Origin of the sequence: Streptomyces sp. NPDC053474 (assembly GCF_044544845.1) — a bacterium.
In the GTDB taxonomy this organism is placed as follows: Bacteria; Actinomycetota; Actinomycetes; order Streptomycetales; family Streptomycetaceae; genus Streptomyces.
Genome location: NZ_JBITXV010000032.1, coordinates 1 through 20,580 on the forward strand (window position 1 = coordinate 1; position 20,580 = coordinate 20,580).

Below are 20,580 nucleotides of genomic sequence, written 5' to 3' on the forward strand. Positions count from 1 at the left end.
GGCCCCATTCTCGCCGCGTTGCCGAAATGCCCTAGTAGCTCCTTCCCCAAGCTCTCAGCTGCGTTCGAGCAGGGGAGACCCCACCCGAGGACATCCCGGCGCCTTGCGATCGCACGCACCAGACGCCGCTCCTTGCTCCACGCCGACCCATCGGACAGGCCCTAGCCGTCGAGGCGGCCGATCGTCGCCGTCGACGCCTCCCTGCGCTCCCGCGCGGCGCGGGCCGTGAAGTCCGCCCCGCGCAGCGCGCGTTGGACGTTGCCCCAGGTGAGCGCCCCGATCTCGGCATCGCTCCAGCCCTGCCCGAGGAGCTCGGTGACGAGCCGGGGGAAGCGTGAGGCGTCGCCGAGCTCCTCGGGGTGCGCGGCCGAGGTGTCGTACGTGCCCGCGATCCCGACGCACTCCGGCCCCGCGATCCGGCGCACGTGCTCCAGATGGCTCACGACGTCCCGTACCGACGTCCCCGTCTGCTCGGTCGCCAGCGGTACCAGGCACAGGCCCTTGGCCGCGCCCACGGCCGCGAGCAGCTCGTCACTGAGGTTCGCGGGGTGCTCGCACAGCGCCCGCGCCCCGGACCGGGTGAAGAGGACCGGCGCCCTGGACACCGAGAGCACCCGGCGCGCGGTCCCCTCGGGCGCCCCGGACAGATCGGCGAGGACGCCGAGCCGGTTCATCTCCCGTACGACCTCCTCGCCGAAGGCGCTCAGCCCGTCCCCGCCCGCCCACGACGTACCGGCGAGCGTGAGGACGCTCAGGCCGAGCGCGTGCAGCGAGCGCAGCGCGCCCAGCGAGTCACCGATGGCGCGGGCGCTCGCCGGGCCGACGACGGTGGCGATCCGGCCGTGGTTGCGGGCGTCGGCGGCCTCGGACGCGTCCCGGGCGAGCCGCAGGTCGTCCCCGTGGCGGGTGACGACGTGCCGCACCAGGTCGAGCTGTTCGAGGGTGGCGCTCACCGCGCGGTCACCGGCGAGCTCCTCGGGTACGTGCAGCGACCAGAACTGCGCGCCGACACCACCTGCCCTCAGCCTTGGCACATCGGTCTCCAGACAGCTGTCGCCGGACTCCAGGTCGCAGTAGGGATGGCCGCGCAGGGCCCACGGCAGGCCGCTGTGGCCGTCGGCGACGGGATGCGCGGCCAGCAGGGCGCGGGCCCTGGCGGGAGCCTCGTCGAGGCGCGCGTCGGGCTCGGGCCCGGCCGCCTCGGCGCCTGGTACGGCGTCCGGGAGCCGGTCGAGCTCTCCGGCCTCGGCGGTGGTGTCGAATTCGTCCTGCAGGTCCGCCATGGCAGCTCCGCGGTCCGGTGGGCACTTTCTCGCTGGTCCACCACCGTCGCACGGCGAGCGCCGGGCTTCGCGGCGGGCGGAGCGTTCGGGGTATGCCGCCGCCGGAACGCCGCGGGCCCCGCCGTCGGTGACGGCGGGGCCCGCGGGCTTCGGGTGTCCGGTCAGCTGCCCGACACGGTCACCGTCTCGTCGTTGTTGAGCTGCTCGACGAGCTGCTTGACCTTCGCCTTGTCCCAGACGAGGTTGCTGCCGACCGAGCCCGAGATCGGCATGTTCATGGACTTGCCGTCGCCGCCCGTGACGCCCTTCATCGCCCAGAACATCGAGGCCACGTCGAACAGGCCCATGTCCTTGTCGACGATCAGCGTGTCCAGGCCCGCGCCCATCGTGGGGTAGAGCTTGAACGGATTCATGACGGTGCCGGGCGTCGCCACCTGGTGGGCGAGGGCCGAGAGGAACTTCTGCTGGTTCTTCGTACGCTCCAGGTCGCTGCCGAAGGCGTGCCGCGTGCGGACGAAGGCGAGCGCCTCCTGGCCGCTCAGCTTCTGCTTGCCCGCCTTGAAGTCGGCGCCCGACCACTTGTCCTTGAAGGCCTTGGGGATGTCCATCTCGACGCCGCCGACCGAGTCCACGATCTTCGCGAAGCCGCCGAAGCCGATCTCCGCGTAGTGGTCGATGCGCAGGCCCGTGTTGGCCTCCACGGTCCGCACGAGCAGCTCGGGGCCGTCCTCGGCGTACGCGGCGTTCAGCTTGGTCTGGCGGCCCGTGCCCGGGTAGAGCTTGCCCGACTCGGCGCCCTTGAAGGAGGGGATCGTGACGTTCGAGTCGCGCGGCAGCGAGATCATCGTGTTCCCGCCGTCGTCCGCGACGTGCAGGATCATCATCGAGTCGGTCCGCTTGCCGTCGGCCGAGCCGGTGTGGAGCTTCTTCTTCTCCTCGTCGGACATGCCCGCGCGGCTGTCCGAGCCGACGATCAGGTAGTTCGTGCCCTTGCCGCCCGCGGGCCGGTCGATCACCTTCGACAGGTCGACCTCGCGCTTGAGCTTGGAGTCCGCCCAGAAGTACGTGCTCACGGAGACCACGATCAGCAGGGCGAGGAACGTGACTAGGCCCCAGGTGATCCGCTTCTTCCAGTTCACCGGGGGCTTCGGGCGCGGCGGGACCGGCGGGCCGCCCGGCCCCTGCGGGCCGCCGGGCGCCTGGCCGCGGCGGGGCCCGGCGGGCGAGCCGTAGACCTGGCCGGTGTTGTAGCCGCTGTCGTAGCCCTCCGGGCCGCCGGGGCCCTGGGCGTGCTGCTGGCCGTGCTGCCCGGGGTGGGCCCGCTGGTCGCGGTACAGGTCGTCGTACACGTTGTCGTCGTACGAGGGCTGGCGCGGGACTCCGTCGGGCCGCTGGACGTGGCGCATCACGCGGGCGCCCTCGGGCTGTGCGTTGCCGCTGCCGTACCCGTGGCGGTCCCCGTTGTTGCCGTTCCGCGCGTCTGGCCAATCGCTCATGTGGCTTAGTGTGCAGTGCCGCGAGCCCTCTCTTACAGGGAGGGCGTGATTTCGGGTCACGCCTGTTGCAGAGCTGTGGCAATGCGCCCGTAACCGGCACGATGCCCCCGGCGACATAGGGTGGAGGGCATGACAGATCAGGCCACTGCTCCGGAGCCGGAGATTCCGGGCAAGCCGACCTCGGTGTCCCGCACCACCCTCAGCCACATCATGACCCACGCCGACACCAACCTCCTCGGCACGGTGCACGGTGGCGTGATCATGAAGCTCGTGGACGACGCGGCGGGCGCCGTCGCCGGGCGCCACTCCGGCGGGCCCGCGGTGACCGCCTCCATGGACGAGATGGCCTTCCTCTCGCCCGTGCGCGTCGGCGACCTCGTCCATGTGAAAGCCCAGGTCAACTGGACCGGGCGGACCTCCATGGAGGTCGGCGTACGGGTGCTCGCCGAGCGCTGGAACGAGTCGACGCCCGCGCAGCAGGTGGGCTCCGCGTACCTCGTCTTCGCCGCGGTCGACGCCGACGGGAAGCCGCGGCTCGTGCCGCCGGTCGAGCCCGAGACCGACCGGGACCGGCGCCGCTACCAGGAGGCGCAGATCCGGCGCACCCATCGGCTGGCTCGGCGCCGGGCCATCAAGGACCTCCGCGAGGCCCGGGCCCGGGAGGGCTACGACGACTGACCCCGGGCCTTCCCCAGGCCCGGCCCCTACAGGACCCTGACCGCGTGGCCCCGCCCCCGCCGCGGCGGTTTCTCCCACCCACCCACCCGTCTCTCCCCGGCTGCGCGAGGATCGGCCCCGACGCGGAGCGCCCGCGGGTGGTGCCGTCCCCATTCCCGCCGCTACCGCGGCGGTTTCTCCCACCCACCCACCCGTGTCTGCCCAGCTGCGCGAGGCTCGGCCCCGACGCGGAGCGCCCGCGGGTGGCGCCGTCCCCGTTCCCGCCGCTACCGCGGCGGTTTCTCCCTCCACCCAACCCACCCGAGAACTCCCCAGCTGCGCGTAGCCCGGCCCCGACGGCGAGCGCCCTCCCCGCCCGGGTGGGGAGGGCCGTCCCACCTTTGGGCGGGTGGGTGGGACTACCCCGCCGCGCGGAGCGCGGCACCGGCGGACGGCGCTTGGGCGCAGCCGGGTGGGGGTGGGTGGTGGGACTGGGGCGCGGTGGCCCCAGGCGGGCCTGGCGGCGGGCTCCGCAGGGCGCCACTGGGCCGGGGTGGGTGGTGGGACCGCCCCCGGGGCGTGGGGCCGTCAGTGCTGCCTGTCCCGCGCGGAGCGCAGTGGCCCCAGGCAGGGGGCCGCCCCGCCCCGGTGGGCCCCGGGCTAGGGGCAGATGACCTGGTCGCCTGTGATGGCGCCGAATTCGCCTTGGTGGGCGTCCTGGGCCCGAACCGCGCGGACCCCGCGGAAATCCGCCCCGGCCAGCACCTTCAGCATCGCCCCCTGCCCGTTCACGCGCCGCATCTCGCACCCGGGCAACGCGGTCGCCAGAGACTTCGCGGAGCGGTCCCAGCGGGGGTCGTAGGCCACGACCGTGCGGGCGAGCGGCCCGGCGCCGGGGGCTAGGGGGACGGAGCCGGGCACCCCGGAGGTGCGGAAGCCGGTCTTCCGTAGCGCCGAGTCCACCCGCCGCCCGAGCCCGGACGTCCGCGTGCCGTTGTCGACCTGCACCCGGATCTGCTCGGGGGAGACCGGCACGAGCGCCACCTTCCGCCGCTCCCGGTGCGGAGCCAGCGGCTTGTCGTCGCGCAGCGCCTGGAACAGCTTCGCGGACTTCCGCGGGTCCCACTTCAGCGTCGACCCGACGCCGGGGATCAGCTGCCCCTCGGGCGCCAGCGGCACGGTCGTGAACTCCGACGACGACGGCGAGAAGTTCCGCATGGCCCGGCCGAGCGCCAGCATGTCCGTCGTACCGAAGCCGTCGTCGGCCCGCACCGAGCCGAGCAGCGTCTGCGAGACGTCGCGGAACTTGACCGGATTCAACAGCACGCCGCTGCTCGTGGCCTTCGCGATGAGCGCCGCGAGGAACTTCTGCTGGCGCTGCATCCGCCCCAGGTCGGCGGCCCCGTCGATGTGCCGCGAGCGTACGTACTGCAGTGCCTGGCCCCCGTTGAGCTGGTGCGTGCCGACGGACAGGTCGAGGCCCGTGTAGGAGTCCTTGAGGGGGATCGCGGTGCAGATCTCCACGCCGCCGACGACGTCGACGGTCTTCATGAAGCTGGTGAAGTCGACCTCCAGATAGTGGTCGATCTTCACCTTCGTCATGCGCTCGACCGTGCGGACCGTGAGGTTGGGCCCGCCCTCCGCGTACGCCGCGTTGATCTTCACGGGGTGCGACCTGTGGTGCTTGCGCGAGTTCTGGTCGACGTGCGGCGGCAGCTCCGCGTACGAGTCCCGGGGCAGGCTCACCACGCTGGCGCGCTCCCGGTCCGCCGAGATGTGCACGATCATGATCGTGTCCGTGCAGTGGCAGGGGGCGCCGCCGAGCCGGTACTTCTTCTTCTCCGCGCGGCTGATCCTGTCGCGCCCGTCCGTGCCCACGAGCAGCACGTTCGTGCCGTGGCCGCCCTCGGGCCGGTTCTTCATGTCCTTGAAGGCGTCGACGCGCCTGATGCCGGTGTCCAGGCTGGAGACCACGGAGTGCCCGATCCCGGCGGCGCCGAGCACCGCGACGGACAGCGCCGTCGCGATCCGCATCGCCCAGCGCGGCCGCCGCCTCCGCCGGGCCGCCGGTCGGGCCGGAGGGCGCGGCGGCCGCGGCGGGTGGGGCCGGCGCGGGGGCGGGGCGGGGGAGCGGTGCGGTGCGGGCACGTGCGAGGACACCTCCGCGGTCGCGGCTTGAGCCGGGGGACGCCAGAACCGTAGGCCCATACGATCTGCGGCCCGGGGTGCGACCCGGACGGCGCGCGCCCGTGTCCCCCGTTCGCGGTAACGTGACGCCCGATGCTGCATTCTCCGGGGGCGTCCCCCGGGAACCCGGGCCGCGAGACGAGAAGGAAACTCCGCACGTGAATTCTGACGGTCAGCCTCCCGCCGTCTCCGTGATCATGCCGGTCCTCAACGAGGAGCGGCATCTGCGCGAAGCCGTCCACGCGATCCTCAAGCAGGAGTACGCGGGTGAGATGGAGGTCGTGGTCGCACTCGGCCCCTCCACCGACCGCACGGACGAGATCGCCGCCGAGCTGGTCGCCGAGGACCCCCGGGTGCACACGGTCCCGAACCCGACAGGGCGTACGCCCGCGGCCCTGAACGCGGCCATCAAGGCCTCGCGCCACCCGATCGTGGTGCGCGTGGACGGCCATGCCGCGCTCTCGCCGGGGTACATCACCACCGCCGTGCGCCTCCTGGAGGAGACCGGCGCGATGAACGTCGGCGGCATCATGCACGCCGAGGGCGAGAACGACTGGGAGCACGCCGTCGCCGCCGCCATGACCTCGAAGATCGGCGTCGGCAACGCCGCCTTCCACACCGGCGGCGAGGCCCAGCAGGCCGAGACGGTCTATCTGGGCGTCTTCCGCCGCGAGGCCCTCGAACAACAGGGCGGGTACAACGAGGAGTTCATCCGCGCCCAGGACTGGGAGCTGAACTTCCGCATCCGCGAGGCGGGTGGCCTCATTTGGTTCTCGCCGGAGCTGAAGGTCTCCTACCGGCCGCGCCCGAGCGTGAAGGCCCTCGCCAAGCAGTACAAGGACTACGGCCGCTGGCGGCACGTCGTCGCCCGCTACCACGAGGGCTCCATCAACCTGCGCTACCTCGCCCCGCCGACCGCCGTGTGCGCGATCGCCGCGGGCCTGGTCGTGGGCGCGGCCCTGACGCCGTGGGGCCTGGTGATCCCCGGCGGCTACCTCGCGGCGATCGTCGCCGGGTCCGTACCCGCGGGCAAGGGCCTGCCCCTGAAGGCGCGCCTCCAGATCCCCGTGGCCCTCGCGACCATGCACATGTCGTGGGGCTGGGGCTTCCTCACCAGCCCGCGCTCGCTCGCCAAGAAGGTCATCGCCTCGCGCCGCCCCGCGGTCCTCGGCACGGACCGCAAGCCCCAGGAAGCCTGACCCGTCAGCCCGCGGCCGGACCCGGACTCCCGCCTCACCAGGTGAAGTTCGGGTCCACCTTCATGCACGCCTTCTTGTCGGAGCCATTGAGCGCGTCCGCCGACTTCGGCGTCGAGTCGTCCTGCTTCTTCGCCTTCTGCGGCTTGTCGCCCTCGCGCCAGTCGGCGCCCACGACCAGCGTCACGCCGGAGACGTCGGTCGACCTCTTGGCCGCGCTCAGCGGCAGGCCCAGGGACTTCGCGACCCGCTGGGCGTCGCCTTCAAGGTCGACCGAGGGATAGCGCACCACCGTCCTGGCCTCGGTGAGGGCCGTCGCCGTGTCCGGCGCGGCCTTGGCGAAGCCCGCGGCCGCGAGCAGCTGCGCGACCGTACCGGCGCGGCCGCTGACCGGCGGCTCGGTGGCGGTGCGGGTGCCGTTCTGGACCTGCACCGCGATGTCGGCGTCCGGCGCGGCCGGGTCGTCGGACGGCTTCTCCTTCGGCTTCTTCTTCTTGCCCTTGCCGTCCAGGGGGATGTCGTCGCGTACGAGGCGGAAGAGCTGCTCGGCATCGCCCGGCTTGGGCACCACGCGCGAACCGGAGTACTCGAACGGCATCGTGGTCATCGTCGTGCGCTCCGGCGAGACCTTCTTCAGCTCGTTGCCGAGGTCGTACAGCTTGAGGACCGAGCCGAGGCCCGGGTCGACCTTCAGGGCCTTGGTGGCGTTCTCGGCGAGCTTGCGCAGCCGGTTCGGGCTGGTCAGGCTCGCGTTGTCGCGCAGGGTGCGGACCAGCGAGTTCATGTACATGTGCTGGGCCTTGGCGCGGCCGATGTCGCTGCCGTCCTCGAAGCCGTAGCGCGTGCGCAGCCACTGGAGGGCCTGCTCGCCCTGGATCTTCGAGGTGCCCTTGGGCAGCTTCAGGCCGGAGCCCTTGCCGGTGCTGGTGCGCGAGTGGATGTTCTTGTCCACGCACACGGGGACGCCGCCGATGGCGTCGGCCATCGACACCACGCCGGAGAAGTCGACCATCATGAAGTGGTCGATGCGGATGTTGGTCAGCTTCTCCCAGGTGGCGACCGTGCAGCCGGGGCCGCCGCGCCCCAGGGACTCGTTCGTCATCGCGCGCGGACCGAGCTCGTCGTACACCTTGCCGTCGTCCGGGTCGGTGCACTTGGGGATGGTCAGGAGCGTGTCGCGGGGCATGCTGATCATCGACATGTTGGTGCGGTCCGCCGACAGGTGGAGCAGCATCTGCACGTCCGCGAGCGGGGGGCCGCCGAAGGTGTCCTTGGCGCCGCCGAGCTTCTGGTTCTCCTTGGAGTCCCGCGCGTCCGAGCCGATCAGGAGGATGTTCAGCGGGGTCTGGCCCGCGGCGTTGGGCGTGGGCGCGGGCGCCCGGTGGTCGCCCAGGTTCAGGTCGTCCGTTTCGAGGTTGCTGTTGAGGTGCTGGTAGTAGAGGTATCCGGCCCCCGCGGTGCCGAGTATCAGGACGGCCAGGATGGTCGCGGACCAGCGCAGCACCCGCCGCTTGCGCCGGGGCGCCGCGCGGCGCGTACGGCTGCGGGAGCCCCGGGCCCCTTTCCCACGGGCGCGGCCCTCGCCGTCCGGGCTGCCCTTTCCGCGGGCGCGGCCCTCGCCTTCCGGACCGCCTTTCCGGCGGGCGCGGCCCTCGCCCGCTGTGCTGCCCTTCCTGCGGGATCGCCCCGGGTCCTTCGCGCCCCGCGCGTGTGGCTCCGCCTCTCCGGCGTCGCTGTCCGGACGGCTGCCTTCCGCGCGGGACCGCTCACTCGTGGCCCCGTGAGTGCCCGCCCCCGAGGACACTCCCTCCCCACGCACGCTGTTCTGCCCCATCCCCTGTCCCTCCCCGCCGTGCTTCCCAAGTGTGGCCCACCCGTGGCCACTTGCGGCACGCTGCCGCCGCCCCGGCAGTCGGCGCGGTATGTCGCGCTTCAACTACCGGGGCGTCCTGTGAGATGCGAAATGACCGCCTCAGGTCACTCGGCACACACGGTTTTGTCGGCCCCGACCTTCTGGACGCCGTCCGGCGCCTTCGACGGAGCCTTGACGGGCACCCCCGCACCCTTGAAGTCGGCACCGAGGGTCAGCACCACCGCCGGGAGCCCCTGCGCGTTCTTCTCGCTCTTGCCCGGCTTCAGGGCGGCGGCGGGCAGGCCCATGAGGTCGGCCAGCTTCCGGGCCTCGTCGGCCTGGCCGGGGCTGTACTCCACGGTCGTCTTGCCCTGTTTGCCCGCGTTGCCGAGCTGGCTGGACTTCGTCACGCCCTCAGTGTTCTGCAGCCAGCTGAGAGTTTCCTGAGCGGCACCGATGCGCTCGCTGCCGTTGTAGACGTCGACGCGCACGTCACCGGCCTCGGCGCGCGGGCCCTTCAGGCGCGCGGCCACGGCGGCCTTCTCCTTCTTCTCCTTCTTCTTGACCTCGGTCAGCGACACGTCCTCGCGCATCATCGAGAACAGCTCGTCGGCCTTGGTCTTGTTCAGCACGACCGTGACGGGCTTCTTCTCGGCGGGGTTGTCGACCACCGGGGTCGTCGCGAAGGTCAGGTTCTTCATGTCGAACTTGCCGAGCTCCATGCCGAGGTCACGGAGTTTCAGTATGTCGTCGATCTTGGAGTCGACGGTGAGCGCCTTCGTGCCCGCTTCCGCCAGACTTATCATCTTCCTCGGATTGGTCAGCGTGCCCTTCGACTTCAGCTTGCGCATCAGCGAGCTGAGGAACTGCTGTTGCAGCTGGATCCGGCTGAGGTCACCGCCGGTGCCCACGGTGTATCGGGTCCGGACGAACGCCAGCGCGTCCTCGCCCTCGATCGAGTGCTTGCCCTTGGGCAGCTTCAAATGCGACTTGGGGTCGTCGAAGTCCTTGGCGAGGCACACGTCCACGCCGTCGACCGCGCTGGACAGCGTCTTGACCGCGTTGAAGTCGGCCACCATGAAGTGATCGAGCCTTATGCCGGTGATCTGCGTGACCGTGCGCATGACACAGCTGGGCGTGCGCTCGTTCTGCCCGAGGCTCTCGTTGAAGCGGACCTTCTGCGAGCCCGGGATCGTCTTGGTGGTGCCGTCGTCCTGCTTGGTGGGGCAGTCCGGGATGTCGGTGATCAGGTCCCGGGGGATGCTCAGCGCGGTCGCGTTGGACCGGTCCTTGGACACGTGCAGCAGGATCGTGGTGTCCGCGTGCCCGACGCTGCCCTCGTCGCCGTAGCCCTTGTTCCCGTCGCCGCTGCGCTCGTCCGTGCCCACGAGCAGGATGTTGATCGCGCGGTCCTTGCTGAAGCCGCCGGTGCCCGCGCCGTCGTCGGAGACGGACGTGATGTTGCCGTTGAGGTGCTGGTAGTACAGATAGCCGCCGACGCCCGCCGTGACGATCACGAAGGCGACCGTGCCCCCCGTCCACGCCAGTATCCGCTTGCCCGTGGACTTCTTCTTCTTGGTCTTGCCCTTGCGGCGGCTGCCCGCCGCCTCCGGCTGCGCGGCGCGGCGCCTGCGCTGGCCCGGCACCTGCTCCCGGCCACCGCCGCGGCCGCCCGGCCGCTCGGGCCCGCGCGTGCCCGGGCGCGGGGCGCCCTGCTGGGGCGTGCCCTGCTGCGGATCCGCCGGGCGCGCGGCTCCCCGCCGGGGCGCCGCCCTGCGCGGGCCCGGCACGCCGGTCTGCGGCGGCGACTGCTCAGCGGAAGGGCTCAGTCGCAGCTCGTAGTCGCCGGTCTGCGGATTGAGTACCCACTGGTCTGCGGGGTCGATGTTCTCAGCCCGCCCACGGCCTTGCGCGTCCACGGTTGTTTGCGTCCTCCGTCAGGGCCACGCGGCGCCTTTCCCCCCTCAAGAAGGCGCTCGGTCCAGTCGTACCAGCGGTGTGCGGCCCATCGGCCGGACACCGGATCGGCTCACACTATCCGCCCAGTTCAGCGTCCAACGACGCCGGTGACAAATTCCACTCCCCTACAACTGGGCAATCCGCCCCATTTCTTTGGTGTGCGGCCCTGTCTGCCCGCTGTTCGTATTACGTGCAGGTGGATCCGGCGGCCGTGTTGCCCCGGAATGTGGGTGCCGGACTCGGCGTGTGCGTGGGGTCGTCCGGCTTCTCGTCGCTCCACTCGCCGCCGTCCTCGTACTCCCCGGAGTCCGCGTACTCCTCGGCTCCCTCTCCGGAGCCGTCCTCTTCTTCGTACTCCCCGCCGTCGTCGCCGTTTTCGTACGAGGATTCGTCACTGTTCGAGGTGGTCGAGGCGCTCGATGCGTCCGGCCGGGCGCGGGTCACCCGCACCGGCTCGTCCGTGCGGAGCCGGGTGAAGAGTTCGTCGGCCGCGGGTTCCACCAGCTCGTCGCGATTCGCGTCGTACGTGTACGAGCGGCGCGGCACCGTGAGGAATTGAACCCGTTCTGTGGGGATATTGCGCAGTCCGCGCACCAGTTCGTACAAACCGCGCAGGCTCGCGAGTCCCGGGTCCGTGGTGAGCGACGACGTGGCCGCGTCCAGAACGGGATAGAGCTTCACCGGATTCAGCAGGACGTCGTTGCTGCGCACTTTGTTGACGAGCGCGCCGAGGAACTCCTGCTGCCGGTCCATGCGTTCGGTGTCGCTGCCGTTGCCGAGCGACTTGCGGGCGCGGACGAATCCGAGGGCCTGCTCGCCGTTGAGGGTCTGCCGTCCGGCGGGCAGCCGCAGCTTCGCGGCCGCGTCGTCCACCGGGGCCTTGAGGCACACCTGCACGCCGTCGACGGCGTCCACCATGTCCTTGAATCCGGTGAAGTCCACGACCATGTGGTGGTCGACCCGGATGTTCGTGAGCTTCTCCACCGTACGGATCGTGCAGGCCGTGCCGCCGAACTCGAACGCCCAGTTGAACTGCGCGAATTGGGCCCGCGTTCGGGAGCCGTCCGGGCGGCGGCAGCTCGGGATCCGCACCATCAGGTCGCGCGGCAGCGACACCGCCGTGGCGCTCTGCCGGTCGGCGGCCAGGTGCAGCAGGATCGTGGTGTCCGAGCGCTGGGTGCCGAGGTCGCGCCCGTACTTGCGGTTGCCGCGCCCCGAGCGGGTGTCCGAGCCGATCAGCAGGATGTTCTGCGCGTCGTGCACGAGCGGGGTCGGGCGCTCCTTCTCGTACCGCGCGAGCTCGGCGGCGGCGTCGGTGTCCTCGGTGATGTTCCCGTCGAGCTTTTGGTACACGGCCCAGCCGACACCGCCCGCCGCCAGTACGACCACGGCCGTGCCGACCCCGGCGTACCGCAGCCAGCGTCGTCTGCGGCGCCGCGCGGCGAGCCCCGACGGACTCGCCCCCGCGCCCGGTCCGTACGTGCTGTCGGTCACGTGTGGATCCACCCCTCGTGGCTGCGTCGGTGCATGGCGCTCCTACGACCATGACCCGGCCGGGGGCGAGGGGCTCGCGGAAGGAGGGCCGAACGGGTGAGGGCCCCCGGGACCGGCCCGCCCCGGCTACCGCACCGTCACGGTGACCCGCTCCGCCTCCACCCGCTTCTCCAGGGCGCCCTCCGGGGCCCGGTCGAGGTGGCGGCACAGCACCACGGAGCCGCCCGAGGCGAGCGGCGCGTAGAGCCCGGCGCTCAGCCCGTCCCAGCTGTCGTAGGGGCGGCCGGACAGCAGCCGCGCCCCGGCCGCGAGCCCGAGCCCGGCGGCGTCGTCCAGGGCCCGCGCCACCACCTCGGCGCCGGTCAGCTCGGCGCCGCCGACGGCCAGGGCGGGCCCGTCCGGGTCCACGGGCGCGTACGGCGCGAAGCGGTCGCCCTGGCTCGGCACTTCCACCGCGTAGTCGGCGAACCCGTCCGGGGTCTGCGGGAAGCGCCCGCCGAGCGGCCGCAGCGCGAGCGCCACCCGCTCCCCGGAGCAGGCCCGCGCCGCGTCGAGGGTGTCGGGGCCGCTGACGACGAGGTCGGCTCCGGCCGGGTCGCCGCCGACGTCCGCGACGACGCCGACCGAGGAGCAGGCGAGCAGCCACACGGCGGTCTGCCAGTGCGCGGGCAGGAGCAGGGCGAGCCGGTCGCCGGGCTCGGCGGCGAGGTCGCCCTGGAGCAGGTTGGCGGTCTTGGCCACCCAATTGGCGAAGGTGGCCACGGACAATTCCACGCGCTCACCGGTGGCGTCGTCGTAGTACGTGACGAGCGGGCGCGCCGGGTCGGCGGCGAGCGCGGATCGCAGCAGGTCGGCAGGGGTGCGGTCGTTGGCGTTCACGGCCGCAAGGGTACGCGGGGGCCCGCGTGTCGCCCGTGCGGGCGGGGCAGTTGGGGCCACCGGTTCGGCCGACTCCGGGCCGACGGGCCGTCAGTTCCCCAATGGACAGATATGACCCGATATGCGGACGATCGTCTGCATGCGTGGATTCCTTGCTTCCTCGATCGGTGTCACCTGCGCGGCGGCTCTGGCCCTGCCCCTCGCCCTTCCGTCGACGGCCGCCGCCACGGCCGCCGGGCCGCCCGCGGCGGGCGCGCTGCCCGGCAGTACCCAGTCGCTCCCGCTGGCCCCGCTCGGCTCCGACCGGGCGGGCGGCGCGCCCCGGACGGAGGGCCTGCCGCGGCGTGACGTACGGCCGTTCTCGCTGCTCGGCGTGGTCTGGGACGACGCGGACGCCGAGCTGCGCGGCACGGTCCAGGTCCGCACCCGCGCCACCGGCACCACGGTCTGGTCCGCCTGGCAGGACCTCGAGACGCACAACCACGAGCACGCCGCGGACCCCGGTACGGCCGAGCGCGCCTCGGGCCGGGTGCGCGGGGCGACGGCGCCCCTGTGGGTGGGGGACTCGGACGGAGTGGAGGTACGCGTACGGGCGCGCGGCGCGGAGCCCGCGCCGGGCGCACGCGCCGGACGACCGGCCGCCCCGCGCGACCGGGCCCTAGCGGACGACCCCGGAGGCCGGGCCCCGGCGGGCGACCCGGGAGGCCGGACCCCGGCAGGCGACGCGGAAGGCCGGACCCCGGCGGACGGCGGCCCGGGGCTCCTCCCCGCCGGGCTGCGCCTGGAGCTCGTGGATCCCGGGGCGGAGCCCCCGCCCGGCGGCGCCCCGGCCGACACCCCGCGCGCCAGCACCCTGACCGCCGAGGCCGCGGCCTCCTCGGCCGTGAACGCCGACCTCGCCCCGCTGGGCGCCCCGGCCGTCCCCGAGCTGTCGAAGGAGCGCACGCGCGCGGACCTGCTCGCCGCCCGCGGCCTCCCCGGCACCACCGGGGCCCGGCCCTACGTCGGCCCGCGCCCGCGCATCGTCACGCGCCGCGGCTGGGGCGCCGACGAGCGGCTTCGCGAACGGAACTTCGCGTACACGAAGACCGTCAAGGCCGCCTTCGTGCACCACAGCGCCACCGGCAACAACTACCGCTGCTCACAGGCGCCCTCCGTCCTGCGCAGTATCTACCGCTACCACGTCCAGAGCAGTGGCTGGCGCGACATCGGCTACAACTTCGCCGTCGACAAGTGCGGAAACATCTACGAAGGCCGCGCCGGGGGCGTGGCGAGGGCCGTCCTCGGCGCCCACACCCTCGGTTTCAACACCAACAGCATGGGCATCGCCGTCCTCGGCACCTACACCAGTGCCGCCCCGCCGAAGGCCGCGGTCACCGCCGTCGCCCGCCTCACGGCGTGGAAGCTGGGCCTGTTCGGGGCGAATCCCCGCGGAACGACATACCTGAAGTCGGGAGGTGGCAACCTCTACTCGAAAGGCACGAAGGTCCGGCTGCATGTGATCTCCGGCCACCGGGACGGTTTCGCCACCGAGTGCCCGGGCCGCCGCCTTTACAGCAAACTCGGCACGGCCCGTACCGCGTCGGCGCGCTACCAGGGCCGCTGACCCCGATCGCACCGCACGGCCCGCATACACGTCTGCATACACTGGCCGGCCGAAACAGAGTTCGGCCGGCCCCAGCAGGAAGCAGAGACGACAGGTGACAGAAGCGATCCTCCTGGTCGGCGGCAAGGGCACCCGGTTGCGGCCGCTCACGGTGAACACACCCAAGCCCATGGTCCCGGCGGCGGGCGTCCCGTTCCTCACCCACCAGCTGGCCAGGGCCCGGGCGGCGGGCGTGGACCACATCGTCCTCGCCACGTCGTACCTGGCGGAGGTGTTCGAGCCGTACTTCGGCGACGGCTCGGCGTTCGGTCTCCACATCGAGTACGTCACCGAGGAGGAGCCCCTGGGCACCGGCGGCGCCCTGCGCAACGTGGCGTCGCGCCTGCGCTCCGGGCCGCAGGATCCCGTCCTGGTCTTCAACGGCGACATCCTCACGGGCCTGGACATCCGCGCCCTGGTCGCCGAGCACGAGCGGACGCGGGCGGACGTCTCGCTCCATCTGACCCGGGTCACGGACCCGCGCGCGTACGGCCTCGTCCCCACCGACGGGACGGGCAAGGTCCTCGCCTTCCTGGAGAAGCCCCAGACGCCCGAGGAGATCGTCACCGACCAGATCAACGCGGGCGCGTACGTGTTCCGCCGCTCGGTCATCGACACCATCCCCGCGGGCCGCCCCGTCTCCGTCGAGCGCGAGACCTTCCCCGAGCTGCTCGCCTCCGGCGCGCATCTGCAGGGCCTGGTCGACTCCACGTACTGGCTGGACCTCGGCACCCCGCAGGCCTTCGTGCGCGGCTCCGCCGACCTCGTCCTCGGCCGCGCCCCCTCGCCCGCGGTGCCCGGCCGCTGCGGCGACCGCCTGGTCCTGCCGTCCGCCCGGGTCGCCTCCGACGCCAAGCTGACCGGCGGGACGGTGATCGGCGAACACGCGGTGGTCGGCGAGGGCGCCCGCCTGTACGGCAGCACGATCCTGTCCGGCGCGGTCATCGAGCCCGGCGCCGTCATCACCGACTCCCTCATCGGGGCCCGCGCCTCGGTCGGGGCCCGCTCGGTCCTCACCGGCGCGGTGGTGGGCGACGGCGCCCGCATCGGCGCGGACAACGAACTGCGGGACGGCGTACGCGTCTGGTGCGAGGCCACGCTCCCGGCGGGAGCGGTCCGCTTCTCCTCGGACCAGTAGGGCGCCTTCGGGCGGGGGCGGACGAGCGGGCTCCCTGGCGGGCGGCCTCGCCTTCGGGAAGGGGCGGGCGGGCAGGCTCTCGGCGGGGCTACCCTCGACGGATGTCCTCCCGTTTCGCCCCCCGCCCCACCCGCACCACCGTGCGCGGCGGCGAAACCCGTGTCCCGGGGGCGAGCCCCCGGCCCGCCACCGCGGCCAGGCGCCGCACCTGGACCCCCGAGGCCCCGCTGCACCTGGGCCTCACCCTGGGCCCCCTGCGCCGGGGCCCCGCCGACCCCACCTTCCGCACCACCCCGGACGGCTCGGTCTGGCGGGCGACCCGCACCCCGCAGGGCCCCGCGACCCTGCGCGTGGCGCTCCGCGCGGGCACGGCGGAGGCGGAGGCCTGGGGCCCGGGCGCGGACTGGGCCCTGGAGACCCTGCCCGACCTGCTCGGCGCGGCGGACGCCCCGGACGGCTTCACCGCCCGCCACCGCCTGGTCGCGCACACGGAGCGCCGCCGCCAGGGCCTGCGCCTGACCCGTACGGGCCTGGTGCTTGAGTCCCTGATCCCGTCGGTGCTCGAACAGAAGGTCACCACGGACGAGGCGTACCGCGCCTGGCGCCTGCTGGTCCGCACGTACGGCGAACCGGCCCCGGGCCCGACGCCCCCGCAGGCCCGCATGCACGTGATGCCGGACCCGGAGACGTGGCGCCGCATCCCGTCCTGGGAGTGGCACAGGGCAGGGGTGGACGACAAGCGGGCCTCGGCGATCCTGCGGGCCGCGCGGGTGGCCGCCCGCCTGGAGGAGGCGGCGGCGATGCCTCCGGAAGAGGCCCGGGCCCGGCTCGAACTGGTCCCGGGCATCGGCCCCTGGACCTCGGCGGAGACGGTCCAGCGCAGCAACGGCGCCCCCGACGCCGTCACCGTCGGCGATCTGCACCTGCCCGGCATCATCGGCTACGCCCTGGCGGGCGAACGCGACGCCGACGACGCCCGCATGCTGGAACTCCTGGCCCCCTACGAAGGCCAGCGCCACCGCGCGGCCCGGCTGATCTGCCTCAGCGGCCACACCCCGCCACGCCGCAAGCCCAAGATGCCAAAAGCCGACATCGCGGCCCTCTGAGTCCTTCAAGCCCGTCGAGGGGGTACCCCCTGCTCCTTAAGAGCTTGGGGGAGTTTGAGGACGAGGCGCGCAGCGCCGATCACGGGGGGTCCGGGGGCGGAGCCCCCTGGTTTCGGGAAGGGGCGGGCCTGGGGCGCCCCCGCGAGGGCCCAGCTACCGCACCACGAGGAACTCCTCCGCGTCCCGCCCGACCCGCGCCCCCGGGGCCACCGCGGGGTGCCCCACCGCGACGGCCCCCATCGGCTCCCACTCCCGCGGCAGCCCAAGAACACCCCGCACCACGTCACGGCAGAACATCGTCGAGGACACCCACGCGGACCCGAGCCGCTCCCCGGCGAGGGCCACGAGCAGGTTCTGCACCCCCGCGCCCGCGGCGACGACGAACATCTCCCGCTCGGCCGCGTCCCGCCGCTCGTCGCCGTACGTGTGCGCGCCGTCCATGACGAGGCAGGGGACCACCAGGTACGGCGCGTTGCGCAGCACGTCGCCGCGGCGCACGCGGCGGGCGATGGACTCCTCGGACTTGCCGTCGCGCCGCAGGTCGGCGACCCACGCGTCCCGCATGGCGTCGAGCAGCCGCAGCCGGGACTCCGCCGACTCCAGGAGCACGAACCGCCAGGGCGTCGTGTGGTGCGGCGCGGGCGCGGTCACGGCGGCGGCGACGGCGCGCCGCACGGCCCCGGGGTCGACGGGCTCGTCGGTGAACTCCCGCACCGTGCGCCGCAGCGCGAGGGCTTCGCGCACGGCCTCGCTCGTACCGAGCCGGAACATGTCGTCGCGGGCGTCGCGCACCAGGGCCCGTGCCCCGGCGTCGGTGTCGTCGGGGCTGTCCGCGCCGCGCACCGCGTGCGGCAGCCCGCGTACGACCGCGACGGGGAGCCCGGCGGCCTTGCCCTTCACGAGGTCACCGGCGGCGGCCAGCTCGTCGGCGGTGGCGACGACGGTGGCCTGCAGGGGATTGCCGTACGAGTCCACGCCGCCGCGCAGGTCGTCGAGCACGCGCACCCCGGCGGCGCCGATGGCGACGTCCGTCAGGCCGGAGCGCCAGGGGCGCCCGAAGGTGTCGGTGACGAGTACGCCGACGTCGACGCCGAGCGCGTCGCGCAGCCCCGCGCGCAGGGCGCGCGCGGACGCGTCGGGGTCCTCGGGCAGCAGCAGGACGGTCCCGGCGGGGGTGTTGGAGGCGTCGACCCCGGCGGCGGCCATCACCAGGCCCTGGCGGTTCTCGACGATGCGCAGGGTGCCGCGGCGGGCCACGACGCGGACGGTCTCCGCGTCGATCGCGGCCTCGCGGTCGGCGGCGGCGACGACGCGCCCCTCGGCCTTGCTGACGATCTTCGAGGTGACGAGGACGACGTCCCCGTCGGCGAGGCCGGGCTCGGCCGCGGCGATCAGCTTCGCCAGGTCGTCACCCCGGCGGACCTCGGGCAGTCCGGGCACGGCCCAGACCCGGAAGGCCGGGGCGGTCACGCGCGGACCTCCTCGGCGAGGGCGAGCGCCTCGCGGGCCATGGCCGCGGCGGCGTCGACGTCCGTCATCATCAGCGGGATGGCGCGGCACCGGATGCCCGCGGTCTCGACGCGCTCCACGGTGGCGGCGTCCACGGTGTCGACGAGCCAGCCGTCGAGCAGTCCGCTGCCGTAGTGCTCGGCGACGGCGGCGGCCGTCGAGTCGACGCCGACGGCGGCGAGCACCTTGTCGGCCATGCCGCGCACGGGCGCGTCCCCGACGATGGGGGACAGGCCCACCACGGGCACCCCGGCCTCGGCGATGGCCTCGCGGATGCCGGGCACGGCGAGGATCGTGCCGACGCTGACGACGGGGTTGGACGGCGGGAAGAGGACGACGTCGGCCTCGGCGATGGCTTCGAGGACGCCGGGCGCGGGCTTGGCCTGCTCGGCGCCGACGGGCACGATCGCGTGGGCGTCGACGGAGGCCCGCAGGCGGACCCAGTACTCCTGGAAGTGCACGGCCTTGCGCTCGCCGGATTCGCTGTCGGGCACGGTGATGGCCACGTGGGTCTCGACGCGGTCGTCCGACATGGGGATGAGCCGCACGCCGGGCTGCCAGCGCTCGCACAGCGCCTCGGTGACGGCGCTGAGCGGATAGCCCGCGGCGAGCATCTGGGTCCGCACGATGTGCGTGGCGAAGTCGCGGTCGCCGAGGCCGAACCACTCGGGTCCGACGCCGTAGGCCGCGAGCTCCTCCTTCACCTTGAAGGTCTCGTCCTCGCGGCCCCAGCCCTGTTCCTCGTTGATGCCGCCGCCGAGCGTGTACATCACCGTGTCGAGGTCGGGGCAGACCTTCAGGCCGAACAGGTGGATGTCGTCACCGGTGTTGCCGATGACGGTGATCGCCGCGTCGGGCGCGGCCTTCTTGAGGCCGCGGAGGAAACGGGCGCCGCCGATGCCGCCGGCCAGAACCACAATGCGCATGTGCCCAGCATCGCAGGCGGGTGTGACAGTGCGGCAGGCGCCCGGGGTTTCGGCCGTGACGTCGGCGGGATCGCGCCGGTCGCGCGCCCTACGCGGTGAGTGCGTCGCGCGCCGGGTCCCGCGGCGCGTGTGCCTCGCAACGGGCCGTGTGCATCGGCATTTCGGTGAGGCCGGGGTAGTAGACGTGCAGGCTCACGGCGGGTTCCAGGGAGTCGTTGACGACTTCGTGGTCGTAGCCGGGCGCGAAGACGCGCTGCGCGCCCGCGGCGAGGGTGCGGCTGCCGCGCCGGGTGCGCTCGGTCAACCGGCCTTCCAGGAGGGTCAGTACGCCGGAGGAGCGGCCGTGGCCGTGGAAGCCGCTGCTCTGTCCGGGCACCCAGGAGAGCAGCCACACCTCGTAGCCGGGCGCGGTGCGCAGGCGGTGGTACCAGCGGCTGGTGGCGTCGTACTGGACGAGGGGTGCCCACTGGGCGCGGTCGGCGGCGATGGCGCGGGCGAGCCCGGCGAACTCCGCGACGGTTTCGGGGTGCTCGCGCGGGGGCTGCAGGAGGTGGGGGACTTCGAGGATGTCGCCGGCGATCTGGAGGTCGCTGTCGCTGTTCATGGGGTGCGGTGGTTCCTCAACGTAAGAGTGCTGGGGTGTCGCGGGCAGAAAGCGGAGGTACTGCGGAGGGGGTGCGGGCCTGGTGCGGAGCGCGCGGCGGGGGACGGGGTGACCGGGGTCCGGCGGTGGCTCAGCGGTTCAACGGCTGGAGACGGTGTGGCTCAACAGCTGGAACAGGCACACGCACAGGTACAGCGACAGCGCGCGAGGGCAGCGTCGGCAGACCCGCTGGTGCGGGTCACGGAAAGCGCCAATTTCGCGAGCATGCCCACCAGGACAGCGGCTTACACCTCACCTGTCAACTCAATGTCCGGAATGTGGACAATGTTTCACCGCATCCGGTTGTTCTCTCAGGGGAAAGGTTTGTGCGGCGCTTCAGGGGACACAAGCCGCACCAACCGGCGCTCGAACCGGCGCGTCAACCGGCGCCCGACCGCCGTCGCGATCCCGTGATCCACATGTGATCCGGTTCGCTTCGGCGAGTTCGCTGCAACGGGAGTGCGAGTCGTGGCGTCCCTGTCGATGAAGGGGGCGCGACCAGGCGCCTGTCGGGCGAGGGGACACCTGTCGGACAGGTCGCTGGCGAGTGTCATGGTTTAGGTAGATTTGAACACTTTCCGCAAAGCCTTGGTTCCGCAGAGTGAATAAG

Annotated in this window: 15 protein-coding genes; 5 read left to right on the forward strand and 10 right to left on the reverse strand. The window is 72.9% G+C overall.

Annotation, left to right across the window (positions count from 1 at the left end):
- Positions 1-161 precede the first annotated feature (161 nt).
- Both ACIG3E_RS40190 and ACIG3E_RS40195 read right to left on the reverse strand, forming a co-directional pair.
- Positions 162-1,283 (reverse strand): dipeptidase, encoded by a 1,122-nt coding sequence (locus ACIG3E_RS40190; RefSeq protein ID WP_399626035.1) that lies wholly within the window; start codon positions 1,281-1,283, stop codon positions 162-164.
- Positions 1,284-1,444: 161 nt separating this feature from the next.
- Complete coding sequence (locus ACIG3E_RS40195; protein ID WP_399626037.1) at positions 1,445-2,779, reverse strand: LCP family protein; 1,335 nt, start codon at positions 2,777-2,779, stop codon at positions 1,445-1,447.
- Between the two features lie 129 nt (positions 2,780-2,908).
- Here ACIG3E_RS40195 and ACIG3E_RS40200 point away from each other — a divergent pair, with 129 nt between their 5' ends.
- Positions 2,909-3,457 carry an acyl-CoA thioesterase gene (locus ACIG3E_RS40200; protein WP_366791481.1) on the forward strand — a complete coding sequence of 183 codons (549 nt, stop codon included), beginning with the start codon at positions 2,909-2,911 and terminating at the stop codon, positions 3,455-3,457.
- 639 nt (positions 3,458-4,096) lie between these two features.
- Here ACIG3E_RS40200 and ACIG3E_RS40205 read toward each other — a convergent pair.
- Positions 4,097-5,470, reverse strand: coding sequence for an LCP family protein (locus ACIG3E_RS40205; protein WP_399626041.1), 1,374 nt, complete (start codon positions 5,468-5,470; stop codon positions 4,097-4,099).
- A 311-nt stretch (positions 5,471-5,781) separates the two neighbouring features.
- Here ACIG3E_RS40205 and ACIG3E_RS40210 point away from each other — a divergent pair, with 311 nt between their 5' ends.
- Entirely contained in the window at positions 5,782-6,822 is a 1,041-nt protein-coding gene (locus ACIG3E_RS40210) for a glycosyltransferase family 2 protein (RefSeq protein WP_399626043.1), read from the forward strand.
- 34 nt (positions 6,823-6,856) lie between these two features.
- Here ACIG3E_RS40210 and ACIG3E_RS40215 read toward each other — a convergent pair whose 3' ends face one another.
- The 4 genes from ACIG3E_RS40215 to ACIG3E_RS40230 all read right to left on the reverse strand — a co-directional run bounded on the left by ACIG3E_RS40215 (position 6,857) and on the right by ACIG3E_RS40230 (position 13,003).
- Positions 6,857-8,653 carry an LCP family protein gene (locus ACIG3E_RS40215; RefSeq protein ID WP_399626045.1) on the reverse strand — a complete coding sequence of 599 codons (1,797 nt, stop codon included), beginning with the start codon at positions 8,651-8,653 and terminating at the stop codon, positions 6,857-6,859.
- A gap of 143 nt (positions 8,654-8,796) precedes the next feature.
- Positions 8,797-10,590, reverse strand: coding sequence for an LCP family protein (locus tag ACIG3E_RS40220; RefSeq protein ID WP_399626047.1), 1,794 nt, complete (start codon positions 10,588-10,590; stop codon positions 8,797-8,799).
- Positions 10,591-10,816: 226 nt separating this feature from the next.
- Positions 10,817-12,124: an LCP family protein gene (locus tag ACIG3E_RS40225; RefSeq protein ID WP_399626049.1), complete on the reverse strand. Its 1,308-nt coding sequence runs from the start codon at positions 12,122-12,124 to the stop codon at positions 10,817-10,819.
- 126 nt (positions 12,125-12,250) lie between these two features.
- Complete coding sequence (locus tag ACIG3E_RS40230) at positions 12,251-13,003, reverse strand: TIGR03089 family protein (protein WP_399626051.1); 753 nt, start codon at positions 13,001-13,003, stop codon at positions 12,251-12,253.
- 139 nt (positions 13,004-13,142) lie between these two features.
- Between ACIG3E_RS40230 and ACIG3E_RS40235 the strand changes: the two genes are divergently transcribed.
- The 3 genes from ACIG3E_RS40235 to ACIG3E_RS40245 all read left to right on the forward strand — a co-directional run bounded on the left by ACIG3E_RS40235 (position 13,143) and on the right by ACIG3E_RS40245 (position 16,892).
- A complete protein-coding gene (locus ACIG3E_RS40235) occupies positions 13,143-14,609 on the forward strand; it encodes an N-acetylmuramoyl-L-alanine amidase (RefSeq protein WP_399626053.1) in 1,467 nt (488 codons plus the stop codon).
- 94 nt (positions 14,610-14,703) lie between these two features.
- On the forward strand, positions 14,704-15,786 hold the full coding sequence (locus ACIG3E_RS40240; protein WP_138960081.1) for an NDP-sugar synthase: 1,083 nt from the start codon (positions 14,704-14,706) through the stop codon (positions 15,784-15,786).
- Positions 15,787-15,887: 101 nt separating this feature from the next.
- The gene (locus tag ACIG3E_RS40245; RefSeq protein ID WP_399626055.1) at positions 15,888-16,892 is read left to right on the forward strand and encodes a DNA-3-methyladenine glycosylase family protein; all 1,005 of its coding nucleotides are present in this window, start codon (positions 15,888-15,890) and stop codon (positions 16,890-16,892) included.
- A gap of 153 nt (positions 16,893-17,045) precedes the next feature.
- On the opposite strand, the gene ACIG3E_RS40250 is transcribed toward ACIG3E_RS40245, so the two are convergent.
- From ACIG3E_RS40250 to ACIG3E_RS40260, 3 genes are all read right to left on the reverse strand, one after another.
- On the reverse strand, positions 17,046-18,362 hold the full coding sequence (locus ACIG3E_RS40250; RefSeq protein ID WP_399626057.1) for a coenzyme F420-0:L-glutamate ligase: 1,317 nt from the start codon (positions 18,360-18,362) through the stop codon (positions 17,046-17,048).
- Positions 18,359-19,327 (reverse strand): 2-phospho-L-lactate transferase, encoded by a 969-nt coding sequence (gene cofD, locus ACIG3E_RS40255; RefSeq protein ID WP_399626059.1) that lies wholly within the window; start codon positions 19,325-19,327, stop codon positions 18,359-18,361. Before cofD ends, ACIG3E_RS40250 begins: the two co-directional genes overlap by 4 nt.
- Before the next feature lie 88 nt (positions 19,328-19,415).
- A complete protein-coding gene (locus ACIG3E_RS40260; RefSeq protein ID WP_138960077.1) occupies positions 19,416-19,931 on the reverse strand; it encodes a cysteine dioxygenase family protein in 516 nt (171 codons plus the stop codon).
- Positions 19,932-20,580: the final 649 nt, after the last annotated feature.

Coding starts and splice junctions, on each gene's coding strand:
- ACIG3E_RS40190 (WP_399626035.1), bottom strand. CDS start 1,283: ATGGCGGACCTGCAGGACGAATTCGACACCACCGCCGAGGCCGGAGAG.
- ACIG3E_RS40195 (WP_399626037.1), bottom strand. CDS start 2,779: ATGAGCGATTGGCCAGACGCGCGGAACGGCAACAACGGGGACCGCCAC.
- ACIG3E_RS40200 (WP_366791481.1), top strand. CDS start 2,909: ATGACAGATCAGGCCACTGCTCCGGAGCCGGAGATTCCGGGCAAGCCG.
- ACIG3E_RS40205 (WP_399626041.1), bottom strand. CDS start 5,470: ATGCGGATCGCGACGGCGCTGTCCGTCGCGGTGCTCGGCGCCGCCGGG.
- ACIG3E_RS40215 (WP_399626045.1), bottom strand. CDS start 8,653: ATGGGGCAGAACAGCGTGCGTGGGGAGGGAGTGTCCTCGGGGGCGGGC.
- ACIG3E_RS40235 (WP_399626053.1), top strand. CDS start 13,143: ATGCGTGGATTCCTTGCTTCCTCGATCGGTGTCACCTGCGCGGCGGCT.
- ACIG3E_RS40245 (WP_399626055.1), top strand. CDS start 15,888: ATGTCCTCCCGTTTCGCCCCCCGCCCCACCCGCACCACCGTGCGCGGC.
- cofD (WP_399626059.1), bottom strand. CDS start 19,327: ATGCGCATTGTGGTTCTGGCCGGCGGCATCGGCGGCGCCCGTTTCCTC.
- ACIG3E_RS40260 (WP_138960077.1), bottom strand. CDS start 19,931: ATGAACAGCGACAGCGACCTCCAGATCGCCGGCGACATCCTCGAAGTC.